This is a genomic window from Pseudomonas sp. 10-1B, assembly GCF_000935045.1.
Taxonomy (GTDB): domain Bacteria; phylum Pseudomonadota; class Gammaproteobacteria; order Pseudomonadales; family Pseudomonadaceae; genus Aquipseudomonas.
This window is the reverse complement of record NZ_JYKS01000041.1, coordinates 35,712-57,795: the sequence shown is the minus strand read 5'-3', so window position 1 is coordinate 57,795 and position 22,084 is coordinate 35,712. Positions and strand designations below refer to the sequence as shown.

23 protein-coding genes are annotated in these 22,084 nt (G+C 63.5%); 12 read left to right on the top strand and 11 right to left on the bottom strand.

Annotation, left to right across the window (positions count from 1 at the left end; translation table 11 throughout):
* Positions 1-67: 67 nt before the first annotated feature.
* On the bottom strand, positions 68-2,107 hold the full coding sequence (metG, locus tag TZ03_RS21645) for a methionine--tRNA ligase (RefSeq protein ID WP_051100319.1): 2,040 nt from the start codon (positions 2,105-2,107) through the stop codon (positions 68-70).
* Positions 2,108-2,265: 158 nt separating this feature from the next.
* On the opposite strand from metG, the gene apbC reads away from it, so the two are divergent.
* The gene (apbC, locus tag TZ03_RS21640; protein ID WP_051100318.1) at positions 2,266-3,360 is read left to right on the top strand and encodes an iron-sulfur cluster carrier protein ApbC; all 1,095 of its coding nucleotides are present in this window, start codon (positions 2,266-2,268) and stop codon (positions 3,358-3,360) included.
* A 186-nt stretch (positions 3,361-3,546) separates the two neighbouring features.
* Here apbC and TZ03_RS21635 read toward each other — a convergent pair whose 3' ends face one another.
* Positions 3,547-3,756, bottom strand: a complete 210-nt coding sequence (locus tag TZ03_RS21635) for a cold-shock protein (RefSeq protein WP_003254922.1) — start codon at positions 3,754-3,756, stop codon at positions 3,547-3,549.
* 328 nt (positions 3,757-4,084) lie between these two features.
* Between TZ03_RS21635 and dcd the strand changes: the two genes are divergently transcribed.
* Both dcd and TZ03_RS21625 read left to right on the top strand, forming a co-directional pair.
* Positions 4,085-4,651: a dCTP deaminase gene (gene dcd, locus TZ03_RS21630; protein ID WP_003254920.1), complete on the top strand. Its 567-nt coding sequence runs from the start codon at positions 4,085-4,087 to the stop codon at positions 4,649-4,651.
* A 94-nt stretch (positions 4,652-4,745) separates the two neighbouring features.
* A complete protein-coding gene (locus tag TZ03_RS21625; RefSeq protein ID WP_051100317.1) occupies positions 4,746-4,973 on the top strand; it encodes a hypothetical protein in 228 nt (75 codons plus the stop codon).
* A 63-nt stretch (positions 4,974-5,036) separates the two neighbouring features.
* Here TZ03_RS21625 and TZ03_RS21620 read toward each other — a convergent pair whose 3' ends face one another.
* The 3 genes from TZ03_RS21620 to TZ03_RS21610 form a co-directional block, all read right to left on the bottom strand.
* A complete protein-coding gene (locus TZ03_RS21620; protein ID WP_051100316.1) occupies positions 5,037-6,152 on the bottom strand; it encodes a succinylglutamate desuccinylase/aspartoacylase family protein in 1,116 nt (371 codons plus the stop codon).
* Between the two features lie 222 nt (positions 6,153-6,374).
* Positions 6,375-8,033: an ATP-dependent DNA ligase gene (locus tag TZ03_RS21615; RefSeq protein WP_051100315.1), complete on the bottom strand. Its 1,659-nt coding sequence runs from the start codon at positions 8,031-8,033 to the stop codon at positions 6,375-6,377.
* Positions 8,030-9,046, bottom strand: coding sequence for a ligase-associated DNA damage response exonuclease (locus TZ03_RS21610; RefSeq protein ID WP_051100314.1), 1,017 nt, complete (start codon positions 9,044-9,046; stop codon positions 8,030-8,032). The genes TZ03_RS21615 and TZ03_RS21610 overlap by 4 nt, the downstream gene beginning before the upstream one ends.
* A gap of 165 nt (positions 9,047-9,211) precedes the next feature.
* Here TZ03_RS21610 and TZ03_RS21605 point away from each other — a divergent pair, with 165 nt between their 5' ends.
* The gene (locus tag TZ03_RS21605) at positions 9,212-9,637 is read left to right on the top strand and encodes a type II toxin-antitoxin system HicB family antitoxin (RefSeq protein WP_051100358.1); all 426 of its coding nucleotides are present in this window, start codon (positions 9,212-9,214) and stop codon (positions 9,635-9,637) included.
* Positions 9,638-9,681: 44 nt separating this feature from the next.
* Here TZ03_RS21605 and TZ03_RS21600 read toward each other — a convergent pair whose 3' ends face one another.
* Both TZ03_RS21600 and TZ03_RS21595 read right to left on the bottom strand, forming a co-directional pair.
* Positions 9,682-12,123 carry a penicillin acylase family protein gene (locus TZ03_RS21600; protein ID WP_051100313.1) on the bottom strand — a complete coding sequence of 814 codons (2,442 nt, stop codon included), beginning with the start codon at positions 12,121-12,123 and terminating at the stop codon, positions 9,682-9,684.
* Between the two features lie 85 nt (positions 12,124-12,208).
* Positions 12,209-13,567: a PLP-dependent aminotransferase family protein gene (locus TZ03_RS21595; RefSeq protein WP_051100312.1), complete on the bottom strand. Its 1,359-nt coding sequence runs from the start codon at positions 13,565-13,567 to the stop codon at positions 12,209-12,211.
* Positions 13,568-13,738: 171 nt separating this feature from the next.
* On the opposite strand from TZ03_RS21595, the gene TZ03_RS21590 reads away from it, so the two are divergent.
* The 4 genes from TZ03_RS21590 to TZ03_RS21575 are packed head-to-tail and all read left to right on the top strand — an operon-like array spanning position 13,739 to position 17,344.
* Positions 13,739-14,452, top strand: a complete 714-nt coding sequence (locus TZ03_RS21590; protein ID WP_051100311.1) for a serine O-acetyltransferase — start codon at positions 13,739-13,741, stop codon at positions 14,450-14,452.
* Complete coding sequence (locus TZ03_RS21585) at positions 14,449-15,237, top strand: alanyl-tRNA editing protein (protein WP_051100310.1); 789 nt, start codon at positions 14,449-14,451, stop codon at positions 15,235-15,237. The genes TZ03_RS21590 and TZ03_RS21585 overlap by 4 nt, the downstream gene beginning before the upstream one ends.
* The gene (locus TZ03_RS21580) at positions 15,234-16,445 is read left to right on the top strand and encodes an MFS transporter (RefSeq protein WP_051100309.1); all 1,212 of its coding nucleotides are present in this window, start codon (positions 15,234-15,236) and stop codon (positions 16,443-16,445) included. The genes TZ03_RS21585 and TZ03_RS21580 overlap by 4 nt, the downstream gene beginning before the upstream one ends.
* A complete protein-coding gene (locus TZ03_RS21575) occupies positions 16,442-17,344 on the top strand; it encodes a pyridoxal-phosphate dependent enzyme (RefSeq protein WP_051100308.1) in 903 nt (300 codons plus the stop codon). The genes TZ03_RS21580 and TZ03_RS21575 overlap by 4 nt, the downstream gene beginning before the upstream one ends.
* Positions 17,345-17,555: 211 nt before the next feature.
* Here the strand turns inward: TZ03_RS21575 and TZ03_RS29105 are convergent, their stop codons facing one another.
* Genes TZ03_RS29105 through TZ03_RS21555 form a run of 4 tightly spaced genes read right to left on the bottom strand, consistent with a single transcriptional unit; the run spans position 17,556 to position 19,213 of the window.
* Entirely contained in the window at positions 17,556-17,753 is a 198-nt protein-coding gene (locus tag TZ03_RS29105; RefSeq protein ID WP_003258907.1) for an SEC-C metal-binding domain-containing protein, read from the bottom strand.
* Between the two features lie 7 nt (positions 17,754-17,760).
* Positions 17,761-18,237, bottom strand: a complete 477-nt coding sequence (locus TZ03_RS21565) for an LEA type 2 family protein (RefSeq protein ID WP_051100307.1) — start codon at positions 18,235-18,237, stop codon at positions 17,761-17,763.
* 2 nt (positions 18,238-18,239) lie between these two features.
* Positions 18,240-18,716 carry a YchJ family protein gene (locus tag TZ03_RS21560; RefSeq protein ID WP_051100306.1) on the bottom strand — a complete coding sequence of 159 codons (477 nt, stop codon included), beginning with the start codon at positions 18,714-18,716 and terminating at the stop codon, positions 18,240-18,242.
* 2 nt (positions 18,717-18,718) lie between these two features.
* Complete coding sequence (locus tag TZ03_RS21555) at positions 18,719-19,213, bottom strand: DUF6231 family protein (protein ID WP_051100305.1); 495 nt, start codon at positions 19,211-19,213, stop codon at positions 18,719-18,721.
* A 159-nt stretch (positions 19,214-19,372) separates the two neighbouring features.
* Between TZ03_RS21555 and TZ03_RS21550 the strand changes: the two genes are divergently transcribed.
* The 4 genes from TZ03_RS21550 to TZ03_RS21535 all read left to right on the top strand — a co-directional run bounded on the left by TZ03_RS21550 (position 19,373) and on the right by TZ03_RS21535 (position 21,991).
* Positions 19,373-20,065, top strand: a complete 693-nt coding sequence (locus TZ03_RS21550; protein ID WP_051100304.1) for an OmpA family protein — start codon at positions 19,373-19,375, stop codon at positions 20,063-20,065.
* 87 nt (positions 20,066-20,152) lie between these two features.
* Complete coding sequence (locus TZ03_RS21545; RefSeq protein WP_051100303.1) at positions 20,153-20,866, top strand: OmpA family protein; 714 nt, start codon at positions 20,153-20,155, stop codon at positions 20,864-20,866.
* A gap of 98 nt (positions 20,867-20,964) precedes the next feature.
* A complete protein-coding gene (locus tag TZ03_RS21540) occupies positions 20,965-21,240 on the top strand; it encodes a DUF1145 domain-containing protein (protein ID WP_051100302.1) in 276 nt (91 codons plus the stop codon).
* Positions 21,233-21,991 carry a hypothetical protein gene (locus TZ03_RS21535; RefSeq protein WP_051100301.1) on the top strand — a complete coding sequence of 253 codons (759 nt, stop codon included), beginning with the start codon at positions 21,233-21,235 and terminating at the stop codon, positions 21,989-21,991. Before TZ03_RS21540 ends, TZ03_RS21535 begins: the two co-directional genes overlap by 8 nt.
* Positions 21,992-22,084: the final 93 nt, after the last annotated feature.

The following is a 22,084-nucleotide window of genomic DNA, read 5'->3' as shown; positions in this document are numbered from 1 at the left end:
AATCGGGGTGATTGTCCGGTGTTTGGCGTGACGGCACTGGGGCCGCAATGCGGCCCCAGTAGACGAGTTACTTGATGCGCTGGCCTGGCTTGGCGCCGCTGTCCGGGCTGAGCAGGTAGATTTCTTCACCGCCAGGGCCCGCCGCCATGACCATGCCTTCGGACACGCCAAAGCGCATCTTCCGTGGCTTGAGGTTGGCCACCATCATGGTCAGGCGGCCTTCCAGCTTGGACGGGTCGGGGTAGGCCGACTTGATGCCGGAGAACACGTTGCGGCGTTCGTCACCGATGTCCAGGGTCAGTTGCAGCAGCTTGTCGGCACCCGGCACGGCTTCGGCCTTGACGATCAGCGCCACGCGCAGGTCGACGGCAGCGAAGGTGTCGAACTCGATTTCTGCCGACAGCGGGTCCTTGGCCAGCTCGCCGTTGCCCGCCGGGGCCTTGGCTTCGGCGGCCAGCAGGTCTTCCTTGCTGGCGGCGACCATGGCCTCGACCTTGGCTGGCTCGATGCGGCTCATCAGTGCCTTGAATGGGTTCAACTGATGGTTTTCCAGGCGCGACAGGTGGTCGTTCCAGGTCAGCGGGGCAACGTTGAGGAAGGCCTCGGCGTCGGCGGCCAGCACCGGCAGCACCGGCTTGAGGAAGATCACCAGCTGGCGGAACAGGTTGATGCCCTGGGCGCAGATGGCCTGAACTTCATCCTGCTTGCCTTCCTGCTTGGCCAGCGACCACGGTGCCTTGTCGGCGATCCAGGCGTTGGCGCGGTCGGCCAGCGCCATGATTTCGCGCATGGCGCGGCCGAAATCGCGGCCTTCGTAGGCTTCGGCGATCGACGGCGCGGCAGTCAGGAAGGCCTCGGTCAGCTCGGGTGCGGCATCGCCAGTCACCATCACACCTTCGTTGCCTTTGTGAATGAACCCGGCGCAGCGGCTGGCGATGTTGACCACCTTGCCAACCAGGTCGGAGTTGACCTTCTGCACGAAGTCTTCCAGGTTCAGGTCCAGGTCATCGACGCCACGGCCCAGCTTGGCTGCGTAGTAGTAGCGCAGGTATTCCGGTTGCAGATGATCGAGGTAGGTGCGGGCCTTGATGAAGGTGCCGCGCGACTTGGACATCTTGGCGCCGTTGACGGTCAGGTAGCCGTGCACGTTGACCGCGGTCGGCTTGCGGAAGCCGGCGCCTTCGAGCATGGCGGGCCAGAACAGGGCGTGGAAGTTGACGATGTCCTTGCCGATGAAGTGATACAGCTCGGCCTTGGAGCCTTCGTTCCAGAACGCGTCGAAGTCCAGCTCCGGGCGGCGGGCGCAGAGGTTCTTGAAGCTGGCCATGTAGCCGATCGGAGCATCCAGCCACACGTAGAAGTACTTGCCCGGCTCGCCCGGGATTTCAAAGCCGAAGTACGGTGCGTCGCGGGAGATGTCCCACTCCTGCAGGCCGGAGTCCAGCCATTCGGCCAGCTTGTTGGCCACCGCGTCTTGCAGGGTGCCGCTGCGGGTCCACTGCTGCAGCATGGCCTGGAAGTCCGGCAGCTTGAAGAAGAAGTGCTGGGAATCACGCAGGACCGGGGTGGCGCCGGAGATGGCCGACTTGGGGTTCTTCAGCTCGGTGGGCGCGTAGGTGGCGCCGCACTTTTCGCAGTTGTCGCCGTACTGGTCTTCGGCCGCGCACTTGGGGCAGGTGCCCTTGATAAAGCGGTCGGCCAGGAACATGCCCTTTTCCGGGTCGAAGTACTGGGTCACCGAACGGGTGGCGATGTGCCCGGCTTCACGCAGGCGCGTGTAGATCAGGCCCGACAGCTCGCGGTTCTCTTCGCTGTGGGTGGAGTGGAAGTTGTCGAAGTCCACCAGGAAGTCGGCGAAGTCGCTGCTGTGCTCGGCCTGGACGTTGGCGATCAGTTGTTCCGGGGTGATGCCTTCCTTCTCGGCGCGCAGCATGATGGCCGAGCCGTGGGCGTCGTCGGCGCAGACGTAGATGCACTGGTTGCCGCGCAGCTTCTGGAAGCGCACCCACATGTCCGTCTGGATGTATTCCAGCATATGGCCAAGATGGATCGATCCATTGGCATAGGGCAGGGCGCTGGTGACGAGAATCTGACGTGGCTCGGACATGGTGGCTCGGCTACTTATCTGGCTACGGGGTAAAAATGAGGGTGATCGGCCACTATAAAGGGCTGGCGAAGATATTTCACCCCACATGCGCATCTGCTGACGATTGACGGGTTAGGATAGATGCCTGTTTTACATTCAGTTTGCCAATGGGAGTCTCCATGAGTGCCGTCACCCGTGCCGCCGTCGAAGGCGTGCTTCGCCAGTACACCGACCCCTACCTGAACCAGGACCCGGTCAGCGCCGGTTGCGTGCGCGCCATCGATATCCAGGGCGGGCAGGTCAGCGTGCAGTTGCAGCTGGGGTATGCCGCAGGGCTGTTCAAGAACGGCTGGGCCCAAGTGCTGCAGACCGCCATCGGCAACCTCGAGGGCGTCAGCAGCGCCCAGGTTGCGATCGACTGCGTGGTCGCCGCGCACAAGGCCCAGGCCCAGGTGCCGGCCATGGCCAACGTCAAGAACATCATCGCCGTGGCTTCGGGCAAAGGCGGTGTGGGCAAGTCGACCACCGCGGCCAACCTGGCCCTGGCCCTGGCGCGCGAAGGTGCCCGGGTGGGCATTCTCGATGCCGACATCTACGGCCCCAGCCAAGGCGTGATGTTCGGTATCGCCGAAGGCACCCGGCCGCAGGTTCGCGAGCAGAAGTGGTTCGTGCCGATCAAGGCCCATGGCGTGGAAGTCATGTCCATGGCCTTCCTCACCGACGACAACACACCGATGGTGTGGCGTGGCCCGATGGTTTCCGGTGCGTTGCTGCAGCTGGTTACCCAGACTGCCTGGGATGACCTGGACTACCTGGTGATCGACATGCCGCCGGGCACCGGTGACATCCAGCTGACCCTGGCGCAGAAGGTGCCGGTGGCAGGCTCCGTGATCGTCACCACGCCGCAGGACCTGGCGCTGCTGGATGCCAAGAAGGGCGTGGAAATGTTCCGCAAGGTCAACATCCCGGTGCTGGGCGTGGTCGAGAACATGGCCGTGCACATCTGTTCGAACTGCGGCCATGCCGAGCACCTGTTCGGCGAAGGCGGTGGTGAGAAGCTGGCCAGCCAGTATGGCGTCGACCTGCTGGCATCGCTGCCATTGTCGATGCTGATCCGTGAGCAGGCCGACAGCGGCAAGCCGACGGCGATTGCCGAACCGGAAAGCCAAATTGCCATGGTCTACCAGGAACTGGCCCGCCAGGTGGGCGCGCGGATCGTGCTGCAGGAGGCTGCAGCGCCGGCGATGCCGAGCATTACCATCAGCGAGGATTGACCTGAGACCGAGTCGCCTGCTTCGCGGGCATGCCCGCTCCCACAAGGACTGCACAGCACTTGAAGCCTGCGCGATCCCTGTGGGAGCGGGCAAGCCCGCGAAGAAGCCAGCGCCGAATTTCGAGCAGGCATAAAAAAACCCGCCAGAAGGCGGGTTTTTTTGAAAGCTAGGAAGCTTCGGATCGACTTAGGCGATCTGAACTTCTTCAGCCTGCATGCCTTTCTGGCCGCGGGTAGCGACGAAAGTAACAGCCTGGCCTTCTTTCAGGGTTTTGAAGCCGTCAGCTTGGATGGCTTTGAAGTGCACGAACAGGTCGTCGCCCGACTGAGGGGTGATGAAGCCGTAGCCTTTCTCATCGTTGAACCACTTAACAACACCGGATTGACGGTTGGACATTTTTCTGTCTCCTTGGACAATTTGATAACGGTCAGGAAAAACCCTGGCCGGGACTGAGCGCAAAGAGAGCAGAAAATTCAGCGATGGGCCGATCAGGATCGTGCATCAAACTAGAGATTCTCGGTGTCACGTGCAGCACAGTGGCGCCACCTTACCCCACTTTCCGCAACCTGCCAATGGTCAGAAGGCGCTTTACGCAAATTCGGATCGACGGCTGCTGCAGCCCCCGCCCGGCGCGGGATAAGGCATGGAACTTTAACCTGGGCGCCGGGACCGGTAAGATGCGCCTCACGATTTTCACCACGCAACTCTTTCAGGACACCCCGCCATGAGCATCAAATCGGACAAGTGGATTCGCCGCATGGCGCAGGAACACGGCATGATCGAACCGTTCGTCGAGCGCCAGGTGCGCGGCGAGCAGGACAACCGGGTAATTTCCTTCGGCGTCTCCAGCTACGGTTATGACGTGCGCTGCGCCGACGAATTCAAGGTGTTCACCAACATCAATTCGGCCACCGTCGACCCGAAAAACTTCGATGCCGGCAGCTTCGTCGACATCAAGAGCGACGTATGCATCATCCCGCCAAACTCGTTCGCCCTGGCGCGCACGGTCGAGTACTTCCGCATCCCGCGTGACGTCCTCACCATCTGCCTGGGCAAGAGCACCTACGCCCGTTGCGGTATTATCGTCAACGTCACCCCGCTCGAGCCCGAGTGGGAAGGCCACGTGACGCTGGAGTTCTCCAACACCACCACGCTGCCGGCGAAGATCTACGCCAACGAAGGCGTGGCGCAGATGCTGTTCCTGCAGTCCGACGAAGAATGCGAAGTGTCGTACAAGGACCGTGGCGGCAAGTACCAGGGCCAGCGCGGCGTCACTCTGCCGCGTACCTGAGCCGACAAGCGCGGGGAATTACCCGCGCCTTTGGCACTCCAATGGGATAACGCCACTGCGCATGATGCGCAGTGGCTCTCGTCAGGAGCAGCCAATGAAACTCCATCCCGCAATCAGTGCCAAGCTGGCAGGCCTGCAGCCCAACCACGTCGGGTTGCTGCCCTGGTCACTGCTGGCGCACCCGCTGCCGATGCAGGCAGGGGGCGTACCGCACCAGCCTGACCCCGATACCCCGCAACCAGCCGAACCTGGTGAACCCCCGCCGATGGAGCCGGGTGAGCCAACCTTGCCGGACGAGCCACCTCCCGCGCCTGTGGTCTGAGCGCTGCTATAGCGGCCAGGCACGGCCTGCGCCGGCTTCATCGCCGGCGATGGTTTGACCGGATCAGTTGCCCAGCAGGTAGCCGCTGCGGCACACCTGTTCGCCGGCTACATGGGCAATGACCATGCCGGCGCTAGCCATACGTCGCACGCTGCGTGCATACAGCAGGCCGGGCTGGCTATTGCGGATGGCGGTGACCCGGTCACTGAGGGGGTCGATGACTTCGGCGATCAACTGGTCGGCCTCCAGGTGCTGGCCCGGTCTGGCGTGGTATACCAGCAACCCGCCCAAGGGTGTCGCCACAGGTTCCACGGCAGCCAGCGGCGTGGCCGGGCGGAACAAGGCGGGCAGGGCCGCGCTGGCGCCCTCGATAACCCCTGCATGGGTCAGGAAGTCGAGGATCGCCTGGCAGTCCTTGTTGGCCAGGTCATGACTGACATCCGCCTGGCCCCGCAGCTCGACCGTCACCGAGCAGCAGCCCAGCGGAATCGGGAAGCGCTTGCCGAAACGTTGCTGCAACTGCCACCAGACCAGGCTGAAGCATTCATCGAACGACTGCCCGCCCGAGTCAGTGGCCAGCAGGCTGGCCTGGGCACCCAGGTAGCGGGCCAGCGGTTCGATCTGCGGCCAGGCGTCGGGGGTGGTGTACAGGTGCTCGACCGCTTCGAAGTCGCAGTGCAGGTCCAGCACCATGTCGGCATCGCAGGCCAGGCGCTGCAGGATCAGGCGCTGGGCCTGCAGCGGCGTGCGAGCGGGGTGTGCATCCAGCCCTCGGCGCAGGTATTCGCGGATCAGCGCGACGTTGTGCTGCGGGTCTTGGGTCAGGTGCTCTTCGATCTGGTCGCCGATGCTATCCGACAGGTCGACGAAGTTGCGGTTGAAGTTCTCGCCGCTTTGCAGCTCGAAGCGCCCCAATGGCGCATCCAGCAGCACCTGTTCCAGGCCGACCGGGTTGGCCACTGGCACCAGGATGATCTCGCGTTGCAGGCGCCCTTGCCGTTCCAGCTCGTCCAAGCGGCGCTTGAGGTGCCAGGCCACCAGCATGCCGGGCAGCTCGTCGGCATGCAGCGAGGCCTGGATATAGACCTTGCCGCCACCGCGAGGGCCGAAGTGGAAGCTGTGCAGTTGGCGGGTGATGCCCGGAACGGGTGAGAGCAGGTCGTGGGTCGAATGGTGCATGGCGGTCCTGGATGCGTGGCGAAAACGGTCTGCGACACGGGTCGGCACACAGATAGAAGCATAGATTTGCCGGGTGTGCCTCATTCCAGATGAGTTCTGCCTGTACTGGCCCAATCGCCGGCAAGCCGGCTCCCACAGGGACTGCACAGGGCCTGAGGCGAATGCGGTCGAGGTGGGAGCTGGCTTGCCGGCGATCGGGCCGGCATAGATTACATGGTCACTTCAGGCCAATAGCGCCTGCAGGGTCGCCAGGTCATCCGCCTCTTCCACCGGCTTGTCCAGCCGCCAGCGCAGCATGCGCGGAAAGCGTACGGCGATGCCGCTCTTGTGGCGCCGGGACAAGGCGATGCCTTCGAAGCCCAGTTCGAACACTAGCGTTGGCGTCACGCTGCGTACCGGGCCGAAGGTTTCCACCGTGGTCTTGCGGATGATCGCGTCGACCTTGCGCATTTCTTCGTCACTGAGCCCGGAATAGGCCTTGGCAAAGGGCACCAGTGCCCGCTCCGGCGCGCCGGCCGGGGCATCCCACACGGCGAAGGTGTAGTCGCTGTACAGGCTCGCCCGGCGCCCATGGCCACGTTGGGCATAGATCAGTACGGCATCGACGCTGAACGGGTCGATCTTCCATTTCCACCAGGTGCCCATGTCCTTGGTGCGCCCTACGCCGTACAGGGCATCGCGCTGCTTGAGCATCAGGCCTTCGACACCCAGGCTGCGCGACTGCTCGCGCTGGCGGGCGAGGTCGGCCCAGTCCGCACCTTCGAGCAGGGGCGAAAGCAGTACCGGCGCCAACGGATGGTCCTCGAGCAGTTGTTCCAGTTGCCGACGGCGTTCATGCTGCGGCCGGCTTCGCCAGTCCTTGCCTTGCCATTCGAGCAGGTCATAGGCCTGCAGCACTACTGGGGCGTCGCTCAGCAATTTCTTGCCCAGCGTCTTGCGGCCCAGGCGTTGCTGCAACAAGGCAAACGGCTGTACCGCCAGTTCAGCCGCTGTGTCGGCTGGCTTCCAGACTAGAATCTCGCCATCTAGCACCACGCCATCGGGTAGCGTCTGCGCCAGGCTGTGTAGCTCGGGGAAACGCTCGGTGACCAGTTCCTCGCCGCGTGACCAGACCCATAACTGGCCCTCGCGCTTGACCACCTGGGCGCGAATACCGTCCCACTTCCATTCGATCTGCCAGGCATTCGGCGGCCCGAGCAGTGCTTCGAACTGTTCGGCAGGCGCCTGCAGCGGGTGGGCCAGGAAGAAGGGATAGGGCTGGCCGCCGCGCTGGTTGTGTTCATCTGCCGATTCGGCGGCGATCAGCTTCTGGTAGCCGGCTGCCGTGGGGCGATGGCCGATGTCGGTGTAGCCGACCAGGCGCTGGGCCACGCGCTTGGCATCCAGCCCGGCCAGTTGTGCCAGGGCGCGGGTGACCAGCAGCTTCGACACGCCTACGCGGAAACTGCCGGTGATCAGCTTCAGGCACAACATCAGGCTGGGGCGGTCCAGTTGCGCCCAGAGCGGCGGCAGGCGCTGCTGGATCTGCTCAGGGGGTAGCCCGCGCAGGGGCAGCAGATGCTGCTCCACCCAAGTGGCCAGGCTTTCATCGCTGCCATCGACATGCAAGGGTAACAACAGCGAAATGGTCTCGGCCAGATCGCCCACGGCCTGATAGCTTTCTTCGAACAACCAGTCTGGCAGGCCGGCCAAGGCCGTGGCCAGGTCACGCAGAACGCGCGTGGGCACCAGCTGGCGGGGGCGGCCGCCGGCCAGGAAGTACACCGCCCAGGCGGCGTCTTCGGCGGGGGCCGTGGCGAAGTAGTCGCGCAGCGCCTCGAGCTTGGCGTTGCTGGAGGTGGTCGCGTCCAGGCGCAGGTACAGCGTGGCGAAGGCTTTCATGGCGATGGCTCGGTGTTTGACACGTCGTCTTCTTCGCCATACTCGGTGGCGAAGGCACGGGCATCCAAGCCTTGCTCGTTGAGATAGCGCACCAGCACGTTGACCGAGCCGTGGGTGACCATCACCCGTTCGGCACCGGTCTGGCCGATGGCCCAGAGCAGGCCGGGCCAGTCGGCGTGGTCGGAAAGCACGAAGCCGCGGTCGACACCGCGCCGTCGACGGGTACCGCGCAGCAGCATCCAGCCACTGGCGAAGGCATCGCTGTAGTCGCCGAAACGGCGTACCCAGCTGCTGCCGCTGGCCGATGGCGGGGCCAGGACCAGTGCCTGACGCACCAGTGGATCGTTGCGTGGGATGTCACCGGCATAGTGGGTTTCCGGCAGGTGGATACCGGCGTCGCGGTATACCCGGTTGAGCGGCTCGACAGCGCCGTGCACCAAGATCGGGCCGATGTTGGCGTCCAGCCCGTGCAGAATCCGCTGGGCTTTGCCGAAGGCATAGCAGAACAGCACACTGGTCTTGCCCTGATCGCGGTTGGCCCGCCACCAGGCATCGATGCCGGCGAAGATCTCACCTTGGCTGGGCCAGCGGTAGATGGGCAGGCCGAAGGTCGATTCGGTGATGAAGGTGTGGCAGGGCACCGGCTCGAAGGGCGTACAGGTGCCATCGGGTTCGACCTTGTAGTCACCGGAGGCGACCCAGACTTCGCCCTGGTATTCCAGGCGTACCTGCGCCGAGCCCAGTACGTGCCCGGCCGGGTGCAGGCTCAACGTTACCCCGTGGTGTAGCAGACGCTCGCCGTAGGGCAGGGTTTGCAAATCGATGTCCTGGCCCAGGCGGCTGCGCAGGATACCGGCGCCTGGGCTGGCGCTCAGATAATGGCCGTTGCCAATACGTGCATGGTCGCCGTGGCCATGGGTGATCACGGCGCGGTCCACGGGCCGCCAGGGGTCGATATAGAAATCACCGGGCGGGCAATACAGGCCTTCGGGGCGGGCGATGACGAGGTCCATGGCACGGGCGCTGGTTGCCGAGGGTATTTGTTAAGAGTTCGGAGCTGTCCCGGGAGTTCGAACGGTTTTAGCTGAGCGAAAAGGACTACACACCATTCAGAAATGCCGAAGCGCCTTTTGCGGTTAACTGTGGGCTCAAGGTCGAAGGGTTTAGAGGGGCAGGGGATGAAATTCGAGTACCCGGTGGTCGTTCATCAAGAAGACGGCAGTGTCTGGCTGAGTTGTCCCGATGTGCCTGAGATGGCCTGCGCTGGTGATACCTTGGAAGAAGCACTGTTCGATGCCGTGGATGCGTTGGAGTCCGCGCTTTCGTTCTATGTGGATCAGAAGCAGGCTATCCCGCTACCTGCAGCTCCAACGGCTGGTCAACCCGTCGTACGTCTGCCAGCCCTGACGGCAGCGAAAGCGGCGCTGTGGAATACGATGGTGGCACAAAAAATCAGCAAGACCGAGATGGCGCGCCGACTAGGAGTAAATCGTCCCCAGGTCGATCGTCTGGTCGATCTGTTGCATCGCTCCAAGATCGAGCAGGTTGAGCATGCGTTGCAGGTCCTGGGGCAGCGAATCGAGCTTTCGGTCGTCGCCGTTTGACGTCAGGCCAAAGCCGCCATGAATGACGGCTTTGGCTAAGCGCTCTACTTGCCAGGCACCAAGGTCAAGCGCTGGCTGCCATACGCCCGCCCGAAGTTCTGCTGTTGCAGCGGCAGGCTCATGAAGCGCCCTTTGAACCAGGCATCCAGCCCGTCGTTGTAATGCGCACTGGCCGGGTTGCCGGATTGTCCGCTGCTGGTCAGAACTTGCAACGGTTCGACCTGGCCGAAGTCGACGATCATCCGCGCCGAGGCGGGCAGGCGAGTGTCGAAGTCGCTGCCCCAGGCATAGGGCGTCAGGGCCAGCGTGGTGAAGTCGCCGCCTGCGGCCAGCGGCGAACGGCTGATGGCATCGCCCAGGCCATGGTAGGCCGGTGCCGGCCAGCGGTACTGGTGCAACTTGCCCCACTGCCAGGCGCGGCGGTCGGCGCCCAGTTGCGCGGTGCCGGCATCCACTGCGCCAGCCAGGCTACGGGCGAGGATGGCCGGCTTGTCTTCTTTTTGCGGGGTGTTGCGGTCATCCCAGAACGGGCTGTCGTCGCGGCCGAGCAGGTGGTCGGCCTGCGCCGAGAACGACAACCGTGCATTGCTGACGAACGCCTGCCAGGCCGGGCCGGACTCCGGGCCCAGGTCATCGAGGAAGGTCTGCCGTGCCACTTCCTGAAGGAACAGCTCATACAGCGCGGCATCCGCAGATACCGGGCTCAGGCGGCCATCGAAGGCCTTGAGCCGGGCCAGCGCGTCGCGGGCCTTGTCGCGCTGCGCTGCCGGCAGGGCGTCGATCGCCTGCTTCAGCGGCTGGGCCATGCCGGGGGCGTCGAACATCTGCTTGAGCTTGTCGGCCAGTAGGGTCTCCTGGTCGTTCTGCAGGGCCATCAGGCTGCGGCTGTCATGGCGGCCATTGCCGGCCAGCTGGGCCAGGCGCTCGGCGCGCTCGGGGTAGTACCAGGTGTTGGACAACTGCATCCCGTAACCGCGCGGCAGGCTGCGCTGGTTGGCGTGGCCGATCCAGCCGGCGGGTGGGTCCTGGTCGTAAGGGTGCAGCATCGGGTCGGCATAACCGTCCCAGTCGTAACGCCCGTCCCAGCCCGGCGAGGGCAGCAGGCCCTGGCCTTCGCGGCGGTTGGGGTAGCGGCCACTGACTTGCCAGCCGATGTGCTCTGGCTCGGCGAAGACGAAGTTGAGGGCGGCGGCGGTCACTTCACGGGTGCTGTCGAAGGCACGCTCCACGCTGTTGGCGCGGGTCAGGTCGAACAGCGCATCCAGGCTGCGGTCGCCCTTGAACTGCGGCAGGTTGAGCGCCAGGCCCAGGCTGGCATTGTCTGGCTGGGCCAGCAGGGTGCCGTGGCGGGTGTCGTACATCACCTCGCGCAGTGGGCGCTGGCCACGGACGAAGAAGGTTTCGCTACGGGCGCGGGCCGGCAGCCATTTGCCGTCGGCCAGGTAGTTCAGCTGGCTGCCCTGGCGGCGTAGCTGCTCCAGGTACAGGTCCTGGTTGTCGGCCATGACTGCGCTGCTGCTCCAGGCCAGCTTGCCGTTGTAGCCGGCCAGCACGATCGGCAGGCCGGGCAGCGACAGGCCGGCGACCTGGTACTTGCTGGTGTGGATCTGTACCGGGCCAAGGGCCCAGGAGGCGCGGCTGTCGCTGGCCAGCAGGCTCTTGCCGCTGCGGCTGCGCAGCGGGCCCAGGGCCAGGTTGGCCGAGCCCGGGCTACCGAGCAGGTCGAGGTCGGCCAGCTTCTGGCTGGCGGCTGCCAAGGCCGGTAGGCCCGGCATTTGGCTGGCCAGGTTCAGGCCCTTGAGCTTGTCCACTTCGCTTTCGGCCAACGGCTCGTCCGCAGCGCCGGGCAGCAGCCAGGCCAGCTTGTCGCTGCCGGCTTTCTGCGCCAGGGTCAGGGCGCTCAATTCCTCTTGCAGGTTCACCGACTGGCTGAAGGCGTACAGGCTGAAGATCAGCGCCGAGTCTTCGGGTTTCCAGTATTCGGGGCGATAGCCACTGTTGGCCAGGCTAGCGGGTAGCTTGTCGCGATAGCGGAACAGATAGGCGTTTACCCCACGTGCGTACACTTCGAAGAAGCGTTTGAGCCGTGGCGATGCGTCGGCGTATTGCTGGGCGGCGCTCTGCTTGAGGTTGGCGGCGCGCATCAGGCGGTCGATGTCCAGTGCTTCGCGGCCTGCCAGTTCGGCGAGGCGGCCCTGGGCAAGCAGGCGCATGGCGACCATCTGCTCGATGCGGTCGCCGGCATGCACATACCCCAGGCTGAACAGCGCGTCATGGAAGCTGCTGCTTTCGATCAGCGGTGCGCCCATGGCGTTGCGCCGTACCGAAACGTTCTGCGCCAGGCCCTTGAGCGGCTGCACGCCGCTGGTCGGTGGCACGCTGTCCTGGTAGCCGCCCGTCTGGCAGCCGGCCAGCCCGAGCATGCCGAGCAGCGTGGCAGCGGTTGCGAGGCGCGGGCGGAAGGGAGGAAAGGCGGGGGCGGCCATGACAAGGGCTCCTGCAAGGCGAGGCTGGTTTGGAAAGGCGCTAAGGTAGTAAGCGCGCAGGCGCCATGCAAGGTCCCAGGTCGGTTTATTTGATCACGCTGGGGCAAACGTCGAAATGCTCCGCAAGGGCGTCGGAAAAATGCGTGCAATTGATACGTGCGTAGCGTCGGTAGTCACGGCTGACAGCGAATGCGGAGCCGGGCATCAGCAGGATCTTGTGTCGCTCCAGTTTGTGCATGAAGGGTTGCAGGTCTGGCAGGTCCGGGTGGTAGACCCAGAGGAACATGCCTCCCTGCGGCGCGATTTCGAATTGCCAGCCGCGCTCGAGCAACAGGCGTTGGGTCTGGACTTGCTGGCGGATCAGGCGCTGCTGCACGTCCTTCATATGCCGGGCATAGGTGCCATCCGACAATATGGTGTTGACGAAGCGCTCGCAAAACGCCGGAACGGCAACGCAGGTCAGTAATTTCAGGCGTGTCAGCGGCTCGATCAGATCTTGCGAGCAGGCAATGAAACCCACGCGCAGCGATGCCGACAGGCATTTGGAGAAGCTGCCGATGTAGATGACCCGGTCCAGGTTGTCCAGCTCGGCGAAGGTTTGGCGCACGGCCGGGCTGAAGTCGCCATACACATCGTCCTCGACCACGAAGAACTCGTGTTCCACCGCCAGGCGCAGCACGCTGAAGGCGTTGTGCGGGCTGATGTTGCTGCCAGTCGGGTTGTGGAAAGTGCTGTTGCAGAAGAACGCCCTGACCTTGTGCCGGGCCAGGTAGCTGCGCATTTCTTCGATGTCCGGCCCGTCCTGGGTGCGCCGGATGCCGACCACATGCCCGCCCGCCAGCTGGATCAGCTTGATCAGGTTGCCGTTGCCCGGTTCATCGACAAAAACGTGGTCGCCCGGCTTGATCAGCAACCGTGCAACCAGGTCCAGGCCTTGCGTGGCGCCCAGCGTGGTCAGCAACTGGTTGGGGCGGGCCTCGACACGGGTCAGCCGTTTCATGTGCACGCACAGTTGTTTACGCATGGGCAGGTAACCCTGGATGTCACCGTACTCGGCCAGCGAACTTTGCTCCAGCCGCGCCGTGCGCCGAATCGCCTTGGCCAGCAGTTCGGTGTCGCGCCACGCCGGGGGCAACCAGCCGCTGCCCAGTTTGGTGTAGTGCTGTCCACCCTGCAGCAGGCGGAACAGCGGATCGCCGGCCATGCACTCGGGTTCATGGATCACGCTCGCTTGCTGGGTCCGGTTGGCGACGAAGTAGCCTCGGCCAGGTGAGGCCGTCAACACACCTTCGCTGACCAGCTGGGCATAGGCCGAGACCACGTCGTGGTAACTGAAGTCGACTGCGGCCGTCAGCTTGCGGATGGAGGGCATGCGTTGCCCAGGCAACCACTCACCTGCATCGAGGCGTTGCTTCAACAGGTGATGAAGGCTGCAGTTGGTCATGGCAGTTCCGAAACCGTTAGAAAAAAAAGCCTAACAGTTAACGGAAATGCTTGTCGACTGTTCGTTTGCAAATGGCCAGTACCTGCCAATATCCCCTTGTCGGAACTTTCGGCTGCCAGCGAAGGCGGCACTTTTAGCGTCTGTGCAGACCAGACCACTGGATATCGAGCCATGCACCCTATGGACATGCAAACAGCTGTCATTGCCAGGCTTCCTGTGCCTGACGAACTGGAGTCATTCAAAGTTGTAAAGAACCTTGTGACCTCGGCGTTATTGGAATGCTGCTCAATCGACGAGTTCGAAGTGCTGAAACAAACACTGATTATTGAAAGTGTGACCGAACAGGCCCATGCCGACTTGCAGGCATTTGCCATGAAAGATCCGGCGGCAGGCCGCGATCTGGTATTCATTGCAAAAACCTACACGTCTTATTCCGCTGTTTTGCATTACCGGCTTGCCCATTGGATCTATAACAACACCGCCAGTACATACGGTGCCGGTGGCCAATGCCTGGCCGCCCTGGTCTCCAGGCGCGGAAAAATGCTTTCGGGGGCGGAAATCCATTTCCGCAGCCGTATCGGTGCGCGCTTCATCATCGATCACGGCATGGGCACCGTGATTGGTGAAACATCGACCATCGGTGACGACTGCTACGTGCTCGGCGGCGTCACCCTGGGCGCCCGCGGCATCAGCGACAACCCTTCGAGCGCCAGGCACCCGACCTTGGGCAACCGGGTACAGATCGGCGCTTTCGCCAGTGTACTGGGCGCTATCCACGTTGGTGACGGCGCCTTCATCGGGCCGGGCTGCATTGTTACCAAAGACGTCCCTGCCGCTGCCCGGGTGCAGGTAAAAACATCATTGCAGGTGGTACTGGAAGCATGAACTCTCTGAACTATGAAGTTTTACGCAATACCGAGAAGCTGTATTACAAAGACCAATACCTGGCGGGCGCGAATACTCAAGTAACGCGTGTGCACAGTGACGGCATCGAGTTGCAAAGTACCGTGGCCTACCCGGAAGGTGGCGGCCAGGAAGCCGACTTCGGCACGATTGAATTACCGATCGGTACTGTGCGGTTTGTCTGGGTTAAAAAACTCTACGGCAGCCCGATTCGCCTGGAAGGTTTCAAAGGCGGAAAACTGGGCGGCATCATTATTCACAGCCTGCACCCTGATGACCTGCACTTGTTGGATGAAGTCACCGTCGGCATGCCGGCCCGCGTCACGATTGATATAGAACGGCGCGAACGGCTGACGCTGTCGCACAGTGCCAGCCACTTCCTGTATGCCGCTGCGATCGGGCTGCGTGAAGAGTTGAAGCAATGGACCATCGGCTGCCATATCAAAGAGGACACGGCACGTTTCGACTTCCTGGTCGAGGACGCCTTCACGGCCGAAGACGTGGTTGAAATAGAACGGCGGGCGAATGAGTTGATCGGCAACGATGCGCCCATCGAGCACTACGCGGTCGAGGGGCTGGAAGACGCGCGCTTGTGGACCTACGACGGCATCGAAATCCCGTGCGGTGGCACACACCTCGATTCACCACGGCGTATCGGCCGCCTGAGCGTCAGGCGCAAACGGCTGGGCAAAGGCAAGGAACGGCTGATCTGCGTGTTCCCCGATGCCGAAATCGACCTGTCCACCTATCACGAGCACGCACTATGAACAGCACGCTACCGCGGCGAACGTACCTGTATTTCACCGCACAGTCGATCAACCTGACCACTGCAGTCATGTCGGTGACCATGGCCGCCATCGTCGGCGCCGCGCTGGCGCCTGACGCCGCGTGGTCCACGGTGCCGTACGGCTTTCAGTTTCTGTGCCTGATGCTGGCAACCTATCCGGTCTCCAGGTTGATGAGCCGCATAGGCCGCAAGAAGGCATTCATGCTCGGCGCGATTCCTCTTGCGCTGTCTGGTGTAAGCGGCTTTCTGGCGGTGGAGCACCAGCATTTTGCAACGCTGGTACTCAGCCATTCTGCGTTGGGCGTGTATATCGCGTTCGCCAACTTCAACCGGTTCGCGGCAACCGACAACCTTCCCCAGGCCTTGAAGCCTAAAGCCCTTTCGCTGGTCGTGGCAGGCGGCGTTATCGCTGCTGTGGTCGGGCCGATGCTCACCGAGTGGCTGCGGGACGTTGGCGGCTACCCACTGTTTTCGCTGTGTTACGCCGCGTTTGTCGGCCTGGCGCTGCTGTCACTGCTGAGCGCCCTGTGCCTGCCCAACGATGCTGGTACGGCCAGCGCCGCCAGCAGCGCAGCCAAGCCGGCTGGCGCCCGTACCGAGCAGTTGAGCCCGAGTGTGGTTGTGGCAATGGCCGTTGCTGCGCTGGGTTACGGGATCATGAACCTGCTGATGATCCAGGCCTCGATGCACATGAAGCACATGCACGAGGACTTCACCGACGTGCGCCTGGCGATTCAGTGGCATGTGATTGCCATGTTTGCGCCGTCGTTCTTCACCGGTGCGATCATCCAGAGGCTGGGCATCAGGACCACCATTTGTGCGGGCCTGGCCCTGTTGATCGGTTGCTCGGCGATGAATATCTGGTCGCACAGCTACGCCATGATGACCTTGGCGCTGATTGCCCTCGGGCTGGGCTGGAACCTGACTTATGTAGGCGGTGGTGCCTTGCTGGCCCAGTCGCTGCAGAACAGCCCGGTAGCGATGCAGATGCAGGGCAAGAACGACCTGGCCATCGCCATTTTCGCCACCATCGGCGCGTTCAGCCCTTCGCTGTTGCTGAGTTCGGTGGGCTGGGACGGCACCAATGTCATCTGCATGGCCCTGTGCATCGGGCTGCTGATTGCCACTGTCGGCCTGATGCAGAACAAGGCTTGCCTGAATACTTCACTGGAAGGTAGCCGCAAATGAGCCAGCTCATCAGCGTCAGCGACCGCATCTACACCAAGCTGGAAATGAACAACCCCGGTGGCAGCCACAAGTACCGGGCGGCCCGGCGCATCGTCGAGCATGCCGTGCGCAATGGTGACATCATTCCCGGGGTGACGACCGTCATCGAAAAAACTGGTGGCAGTTTCGGCTTCGGCTTGCTGGCGGCCTGCCACAAATACCAGGTAGCCGTGGAGTTGGCGGTCGGGCTGAGTTTCAGCCAGACCAAGCGGGATTTGCTGGAGTGTTTCGGTGCTCGGCTGATTGGCAAGGAAATGCTGCTGGCCGGTGCCACCCCCAAGGATGTGGTGATGCATCACCTGGAAAACCAGGCCGCGTTGGGCAAGTCATACTTCTACACCGATCAGTTCAACAACCCCGTGGGTGTCGAAGCCCATCGTTATCAGACTGCCAGCGAGCTGGCTGTGCAACTGACCAACGCCGGGGCCGGGCGGGAGATCCTGTTTGTCGGCTGCGCCGGTACTGGTGCCAGCTTCACCGGTATTACCCTGGGGCTGAAGGACCATGGCTTCGAGGTGTCGACGGTGCTGGTCGATCCCTGCGGTTGTGACTCGCGAGCTGGCGTGTTCGCCGATCATCGCTTCGAAGGCATGGCGGTGGGGGTGTGCCCGCCGTTCATGGACTGGTCGCTGGTAGACGAGCGGGCCCAGGTGCAACACGCCGAAATGCTGGCTGCCCAGCGCTGGTTCTACATGCAAAGTGGCATTTTCGTCGGCAATACCGCCGCCGCCTGCCTCGCTGTTGCCCAGCGCATGGCCCAGCATCCGCGCTATGTCGGCACTACCTTGGTGACCATCGCCTATGACGCCGGCCTGTGGTATCAGGACCTGCTGGGGGCGAACCGGCGCAAGGCCGCGTAGTCCCGTGCGGGTATAGCCTGTGCCTCCAGACTTTACTGGGGCTGCTCTGCAGCCCTTCGCGGGCACGCCCGCTCCCACAGAGACCGCGCATTTCTATAGCTCAGCGCCAAACCTGTGGGAGCGGGCGTGCCCGCGAAGGGCCGCAAAGGCAGTTGCTCTCACAGGCACAGCGCGAGCCCCAGGTTTTTTGCCTACGGCGAAGGGTGGCCTGTCAGGCGCCGTGGCACTTCTTGAACTTCTTTTGGCTACCGCACGGGCATGGGTCGTTACGGCCAACGTCCTTCAGGGCGTTGCGTACCGGTTCCTGGTGGCCGTGGTTGCAGTGCGGACCGTGTACATGGCCGTGATCGTGGTGGTGATCATGATCGTGGTTGCAGTCAGGGCCATGAACGTGGGGTTGTTGGGACATTGCAGGGTTACTCCGGGTTGTTATCGCCGGGGATTATCTCACCACTGCGCGACAAGTGCAGGTCCCGATGGATGAGCAACCCGGTCGCCAGGTCGCCCTGCAGGGTGTAATGCAGCGGTTGCCCGCTGCGCAGCAGCTTGGCCAGTGGCTTGAGGTGCTGCCACAGGTTGGTCCGTGCGGTGATCTTGAAGGTGCGCCGGGCATGCGCGCCCACACTGCGCCATATGCTGGTTTCATCCTGCACCAGCAGCAGGTCGTTCAGGCGTATCGAATACGCCAGATTGCGGATGAACAGGCGACTGTCATTGGGGTTGTCGACCCGCAGGTGCAGCACGAACTCTTGCTCCAGCAGCCTGGCCTTGACCGTCTCGACCTCGACCAGGTGCACCTCGGGTTCGCGCCAATCGTCACCGCCCCAGCTGGCACAACCCACCAGCAGCGCTAGCAGGGAGCCGAGCAGCAGCAGACGGGCGCGGGCGAGCATGCTCAGCTAGCCACGTAACTGGCGCAGCATTTCTTGAACTTCTGGCCGCTGGCGCACGGGCAGGGGTCGTTGCGCCCGGCCTTCAGCCCGACGGTGGGGTCGATGAAGTACCAGCGCCCGTCATGCTGGACGAACGCCGAGCGTTCGCGGTGCTGGTGATCGCCGTCCTGGTCATGCCAGCGTGCGGTGAAGGTGACAAAACCGTGCTCGGGCTGGCCGCCCAGCACTTCTGTACTTTCCACTTCCAGCCCCAACCAGGTGCTCTGGGCGCTCCAGGCGGCCATGGCGGCACGGTCCAGGCCGGCTTGCTGGGCCGGCAGGGTGGTGGCCACCAGGTAGTCGACCAGGCCCAGCACATAGGCACTGTAGCGTGAGCGCATCAGCGCCTGGGCATCCGGTGCCGGGGTGCCAGCATGGTAGTGCCCGCAGCAGGCGTCGAGCAGGTTGCCACTGCCACAAGGGCAGACCGAGACACTCATCATCACCACCAGTACTTGCCGAAGTTTTCAGGGTTGGCCCAGAACTTGGCATTGAGCCAGTCCGGGACCTGCTTGTAGTCATGTAGATCATAGGTGAACAGGCTCAGTACCTGCTGGTCACGGCAAAATTTCTCGCTGGCCGACAGGGCCAAGGCAAAGAAATCGGTGTCTTGCCAGCCACAAGCGCCCAGGTCGGCCAGCACCGCGACCCGGCTGGCATTGAGGTTGCGAATGCCGCCGAGCAGTTCCAGGCCGGTGCGCTTGGGCAAGTGCTCCAGGCAGTCCACCAGTACCGCCAGGTCGAAGCGCTGGGCGGCCAGCTCAGCTGGCAGCGGGCCCGGAGCGGCGCTGGCGATGGTCACTTGCGGGTGCGCCTGGGCGAAGGCGTCCAGCGCCGGAAAGCGCGTGCCCACCAGCAGCAGGCGTTGAGGAGTGAAGCGTTCGAGCAGAGCCGCCAGGGCCTGCTGCGGGGTGCGTTGGGAAAAACCGTCGGTCATTGCCATTCCTCGTTCAAGTCGTCCAAGACTAACGGGCCGCAGCGTGCGGGCAAAGAGGCATGTGACCGCGTCGTGGCTTATTGCTGGCAGGGTTGGAATGCGCGGTCTTTACTCCCAGAGATCGGCCTTATGCCGATTCCCCCTAGGAGAAGCAATGAAATGAGCATAGTACGCACAGCGATACCCCTGGTACTGCTCACCAGTGTGTTGACTGGTTGTGCAGGTTTGCAAAAAACCGACTGGCCGAAATGTGCCGCCGTCGGGGGTGTAGGCGGCGCCGCCCTGGGTGCCATCGAGAGTTCCAGCTGGGCTGGTTGGGGCGCGTTGCTGGGCGGTGGCCTGGCGGCGGGTTACTGCTGGGCCCATGGCGATGGCGACGAGGATGGCGACGGCGTGCCGGACAGCCGTGACAAGTGCCCTGGCACCCCGCGTGGCGTGCAGGTCGATGCCAACGGCTGCCCGCCAGAGCCGGCCCCGGTGGTCGAGGAAGTGGTGGTGCAGAAAGAAGAAGTCATCGTCATCCGCGATGTGCACTTCGAGTTCGATTCTGCGCGCCTGACCGCCAGAGACAAAGAGCGCCTCAATACCATTGCCACGCGCCTGAAACAGGAAGCGCCATCTGCGCGCCTGAGCGTCAGCGGCCATACCGATAGTGTCGGCTCCGACAGCTACAACCAGAAACTATCCGAGCGCCGTGCCCACTCGGTGACCGATTACCTGGTCGAGAGCGGTGTGCCGCGCAGCAGCTTCGTGTCGGTAGTCGGTGCCGGTGAAACCCAGCCGGTGGCAGACAATGCCACGGGCGAAGGGCGTGCCATGAACCGCCGTACCGAGATCAAGATCCAGCGGTGACGGCTTGCGCCCGCGCCTTGAGCAGTGGTGCGGGCGTGTCTTCATGCCGGTAAGCCGTTCATGGCCAATGACACAGGAGCATTCAGCATGAGTGTGTCGTCGAAGGCGGCATTGCCGCTGTTGGTGGCTGCCAGCCTGCTCACGGGCTGCGCCACCCACAGCGATGGCAGCGCACCCCTCAACCAAAGGACCTGGCCCATCTGCAGCCTGCTGGGCGGCCTGGTCGGTGGTGGCCTGGGCGCCATCGAAAGTTCGACCTGGGCAGCGGCTGGCGGTGCCCTGGGCGCCATCACCGGGGGCCTGATCTGCTACGCCCAGGATGGTGACGAAGATGGCGATGGTATTTTCGACCGCCGCGATCGTTGCCCTGATACCCCAGCCAACACCGCGGTCGATCACATGGGTTGCCCGTTGAAGCAGTACCCGGCGTCGCCGCCGGCCACTGAGCCGGAACCCACGGTGATTATCCTGGATGACAACGGCGCCGTGATGTTCGCTTTCGATTCCGCCGAGTTGACTCCGGCGGCCCAGCAGCGCCTGCAAGGCCTGGTGGAGAAGCTCAATTCACCGACGGTGGCCAAGGTCAGGGTGATCGGGCACACCGACAGCGTTGGTTCCGACAGCTACAACCAGGCGCTCTCCGAACGCCGCTCCGGCAGCGTGGCCGAGTTCCTGATCGGCCAGGGGCTGGAGCCGGGCAAGGTCACCAGCCAGGGGCGCGGGGAAAGCGAACCGGTCAGCGACAACGAAAGCGAAGAGGGCCGCGCGCGCAACCGACGGGTGGAACTGCACCTCAACTGAGCGGTGCTGGCGCCTGCCTTGGCAATACGGGTACTGTTGGTCGCACGGCTCGCTCGAACGGGCCGTCTCGACATAACAACTATTCAGAGGGGCGGGGTATGAAGTTCATCCTGGGCCTGGGCAAGGTCCTGACAGTCGCTTTCTGGGGGGTAGTGCTGTTCAATCAGCTGATGCCACAACCCTTGCCCTTCAATCTGCTGATCAACGCCGCCGGCATCGCCTTGCTGGGCCTGCACCTGCTCGAGGTGCTGTTCTTCAATGGCAGCCTGCGTGGGCGCAGCCATCGCTGGTTCGACCGTTTGCAAATCCTGTTGACGGGTATCTTCCATGTCATGTCCATTCCCCGTGCGCAGGAGGCGCCGCGAAATGCGTAATCTGATGTTGCTGGCCATGTTGGCCGCTCCCCTGGCCCAGGCCGAAAGCCTGGCGGTCGCCGCCAATTCCATGCTGCGCCTGCCTGACAAGTCGGCCAGCGTGCACCTTGCGCACCTGCGTATCGCCGACGCCGCAACCCTGCTGCTGCCTGCCTCGCTGGCGGAGTTGAAGGTCGACCAGCTGGAACTGGGGCGTGATGCGCGTATCGCCATTGCACCTTCCGATAGCCCGTTGCTGATCGAGGCGCGCAGCGCGAGGTTGGGCGAGGGTAGCGAATTCAGTGCACCGGGGGCGGCCGGTACCTACCAGCGGGCAGCCCGGTCGGGCCGCAGCCTGGACCTGAAGCTGGCTGAAGTGGATGCCGAGCGGCTGGCGATCGATGCCCGTGGTGGCGCTGGTGCACCGGGTTACGTGGGGCTCGATGGCGCCAATGGCCAGGCTGGTGGCTGCACCTGGGGCCAGGCCAGCCGCGGTGCCAATGGTGATGACGGCGGCAACGGCCACGATGGCGCGCCGGGTGGGCGCATACGCCTGAGCGTGCCGCAGGGCTTCCCGCAGGAACGCATCGTGGTACGCCTGGACGGCGGTGCGCCGGGCAAGGCCGGGGCGGCAGGCAAGGCCGGTAAGGGCGGGGCGAGCAAAGGTTGCCTGGTCTACCGCACCGATGCCGGGGCCAATGGCCGGCCGGGACAGCCGGGCCAGCCTGGCTTGGCGGGGACAGCGGGTGAGCTGATCCTACAGCGCCTCTGACCCTTGTGGGAGCGGCCTTGTGTCGCGATTGGGCCGCGCAGCGGCCCCAGCGGTTTATGTGTAAACGCGCAAATTCGGGGCTGCGATGCAGCC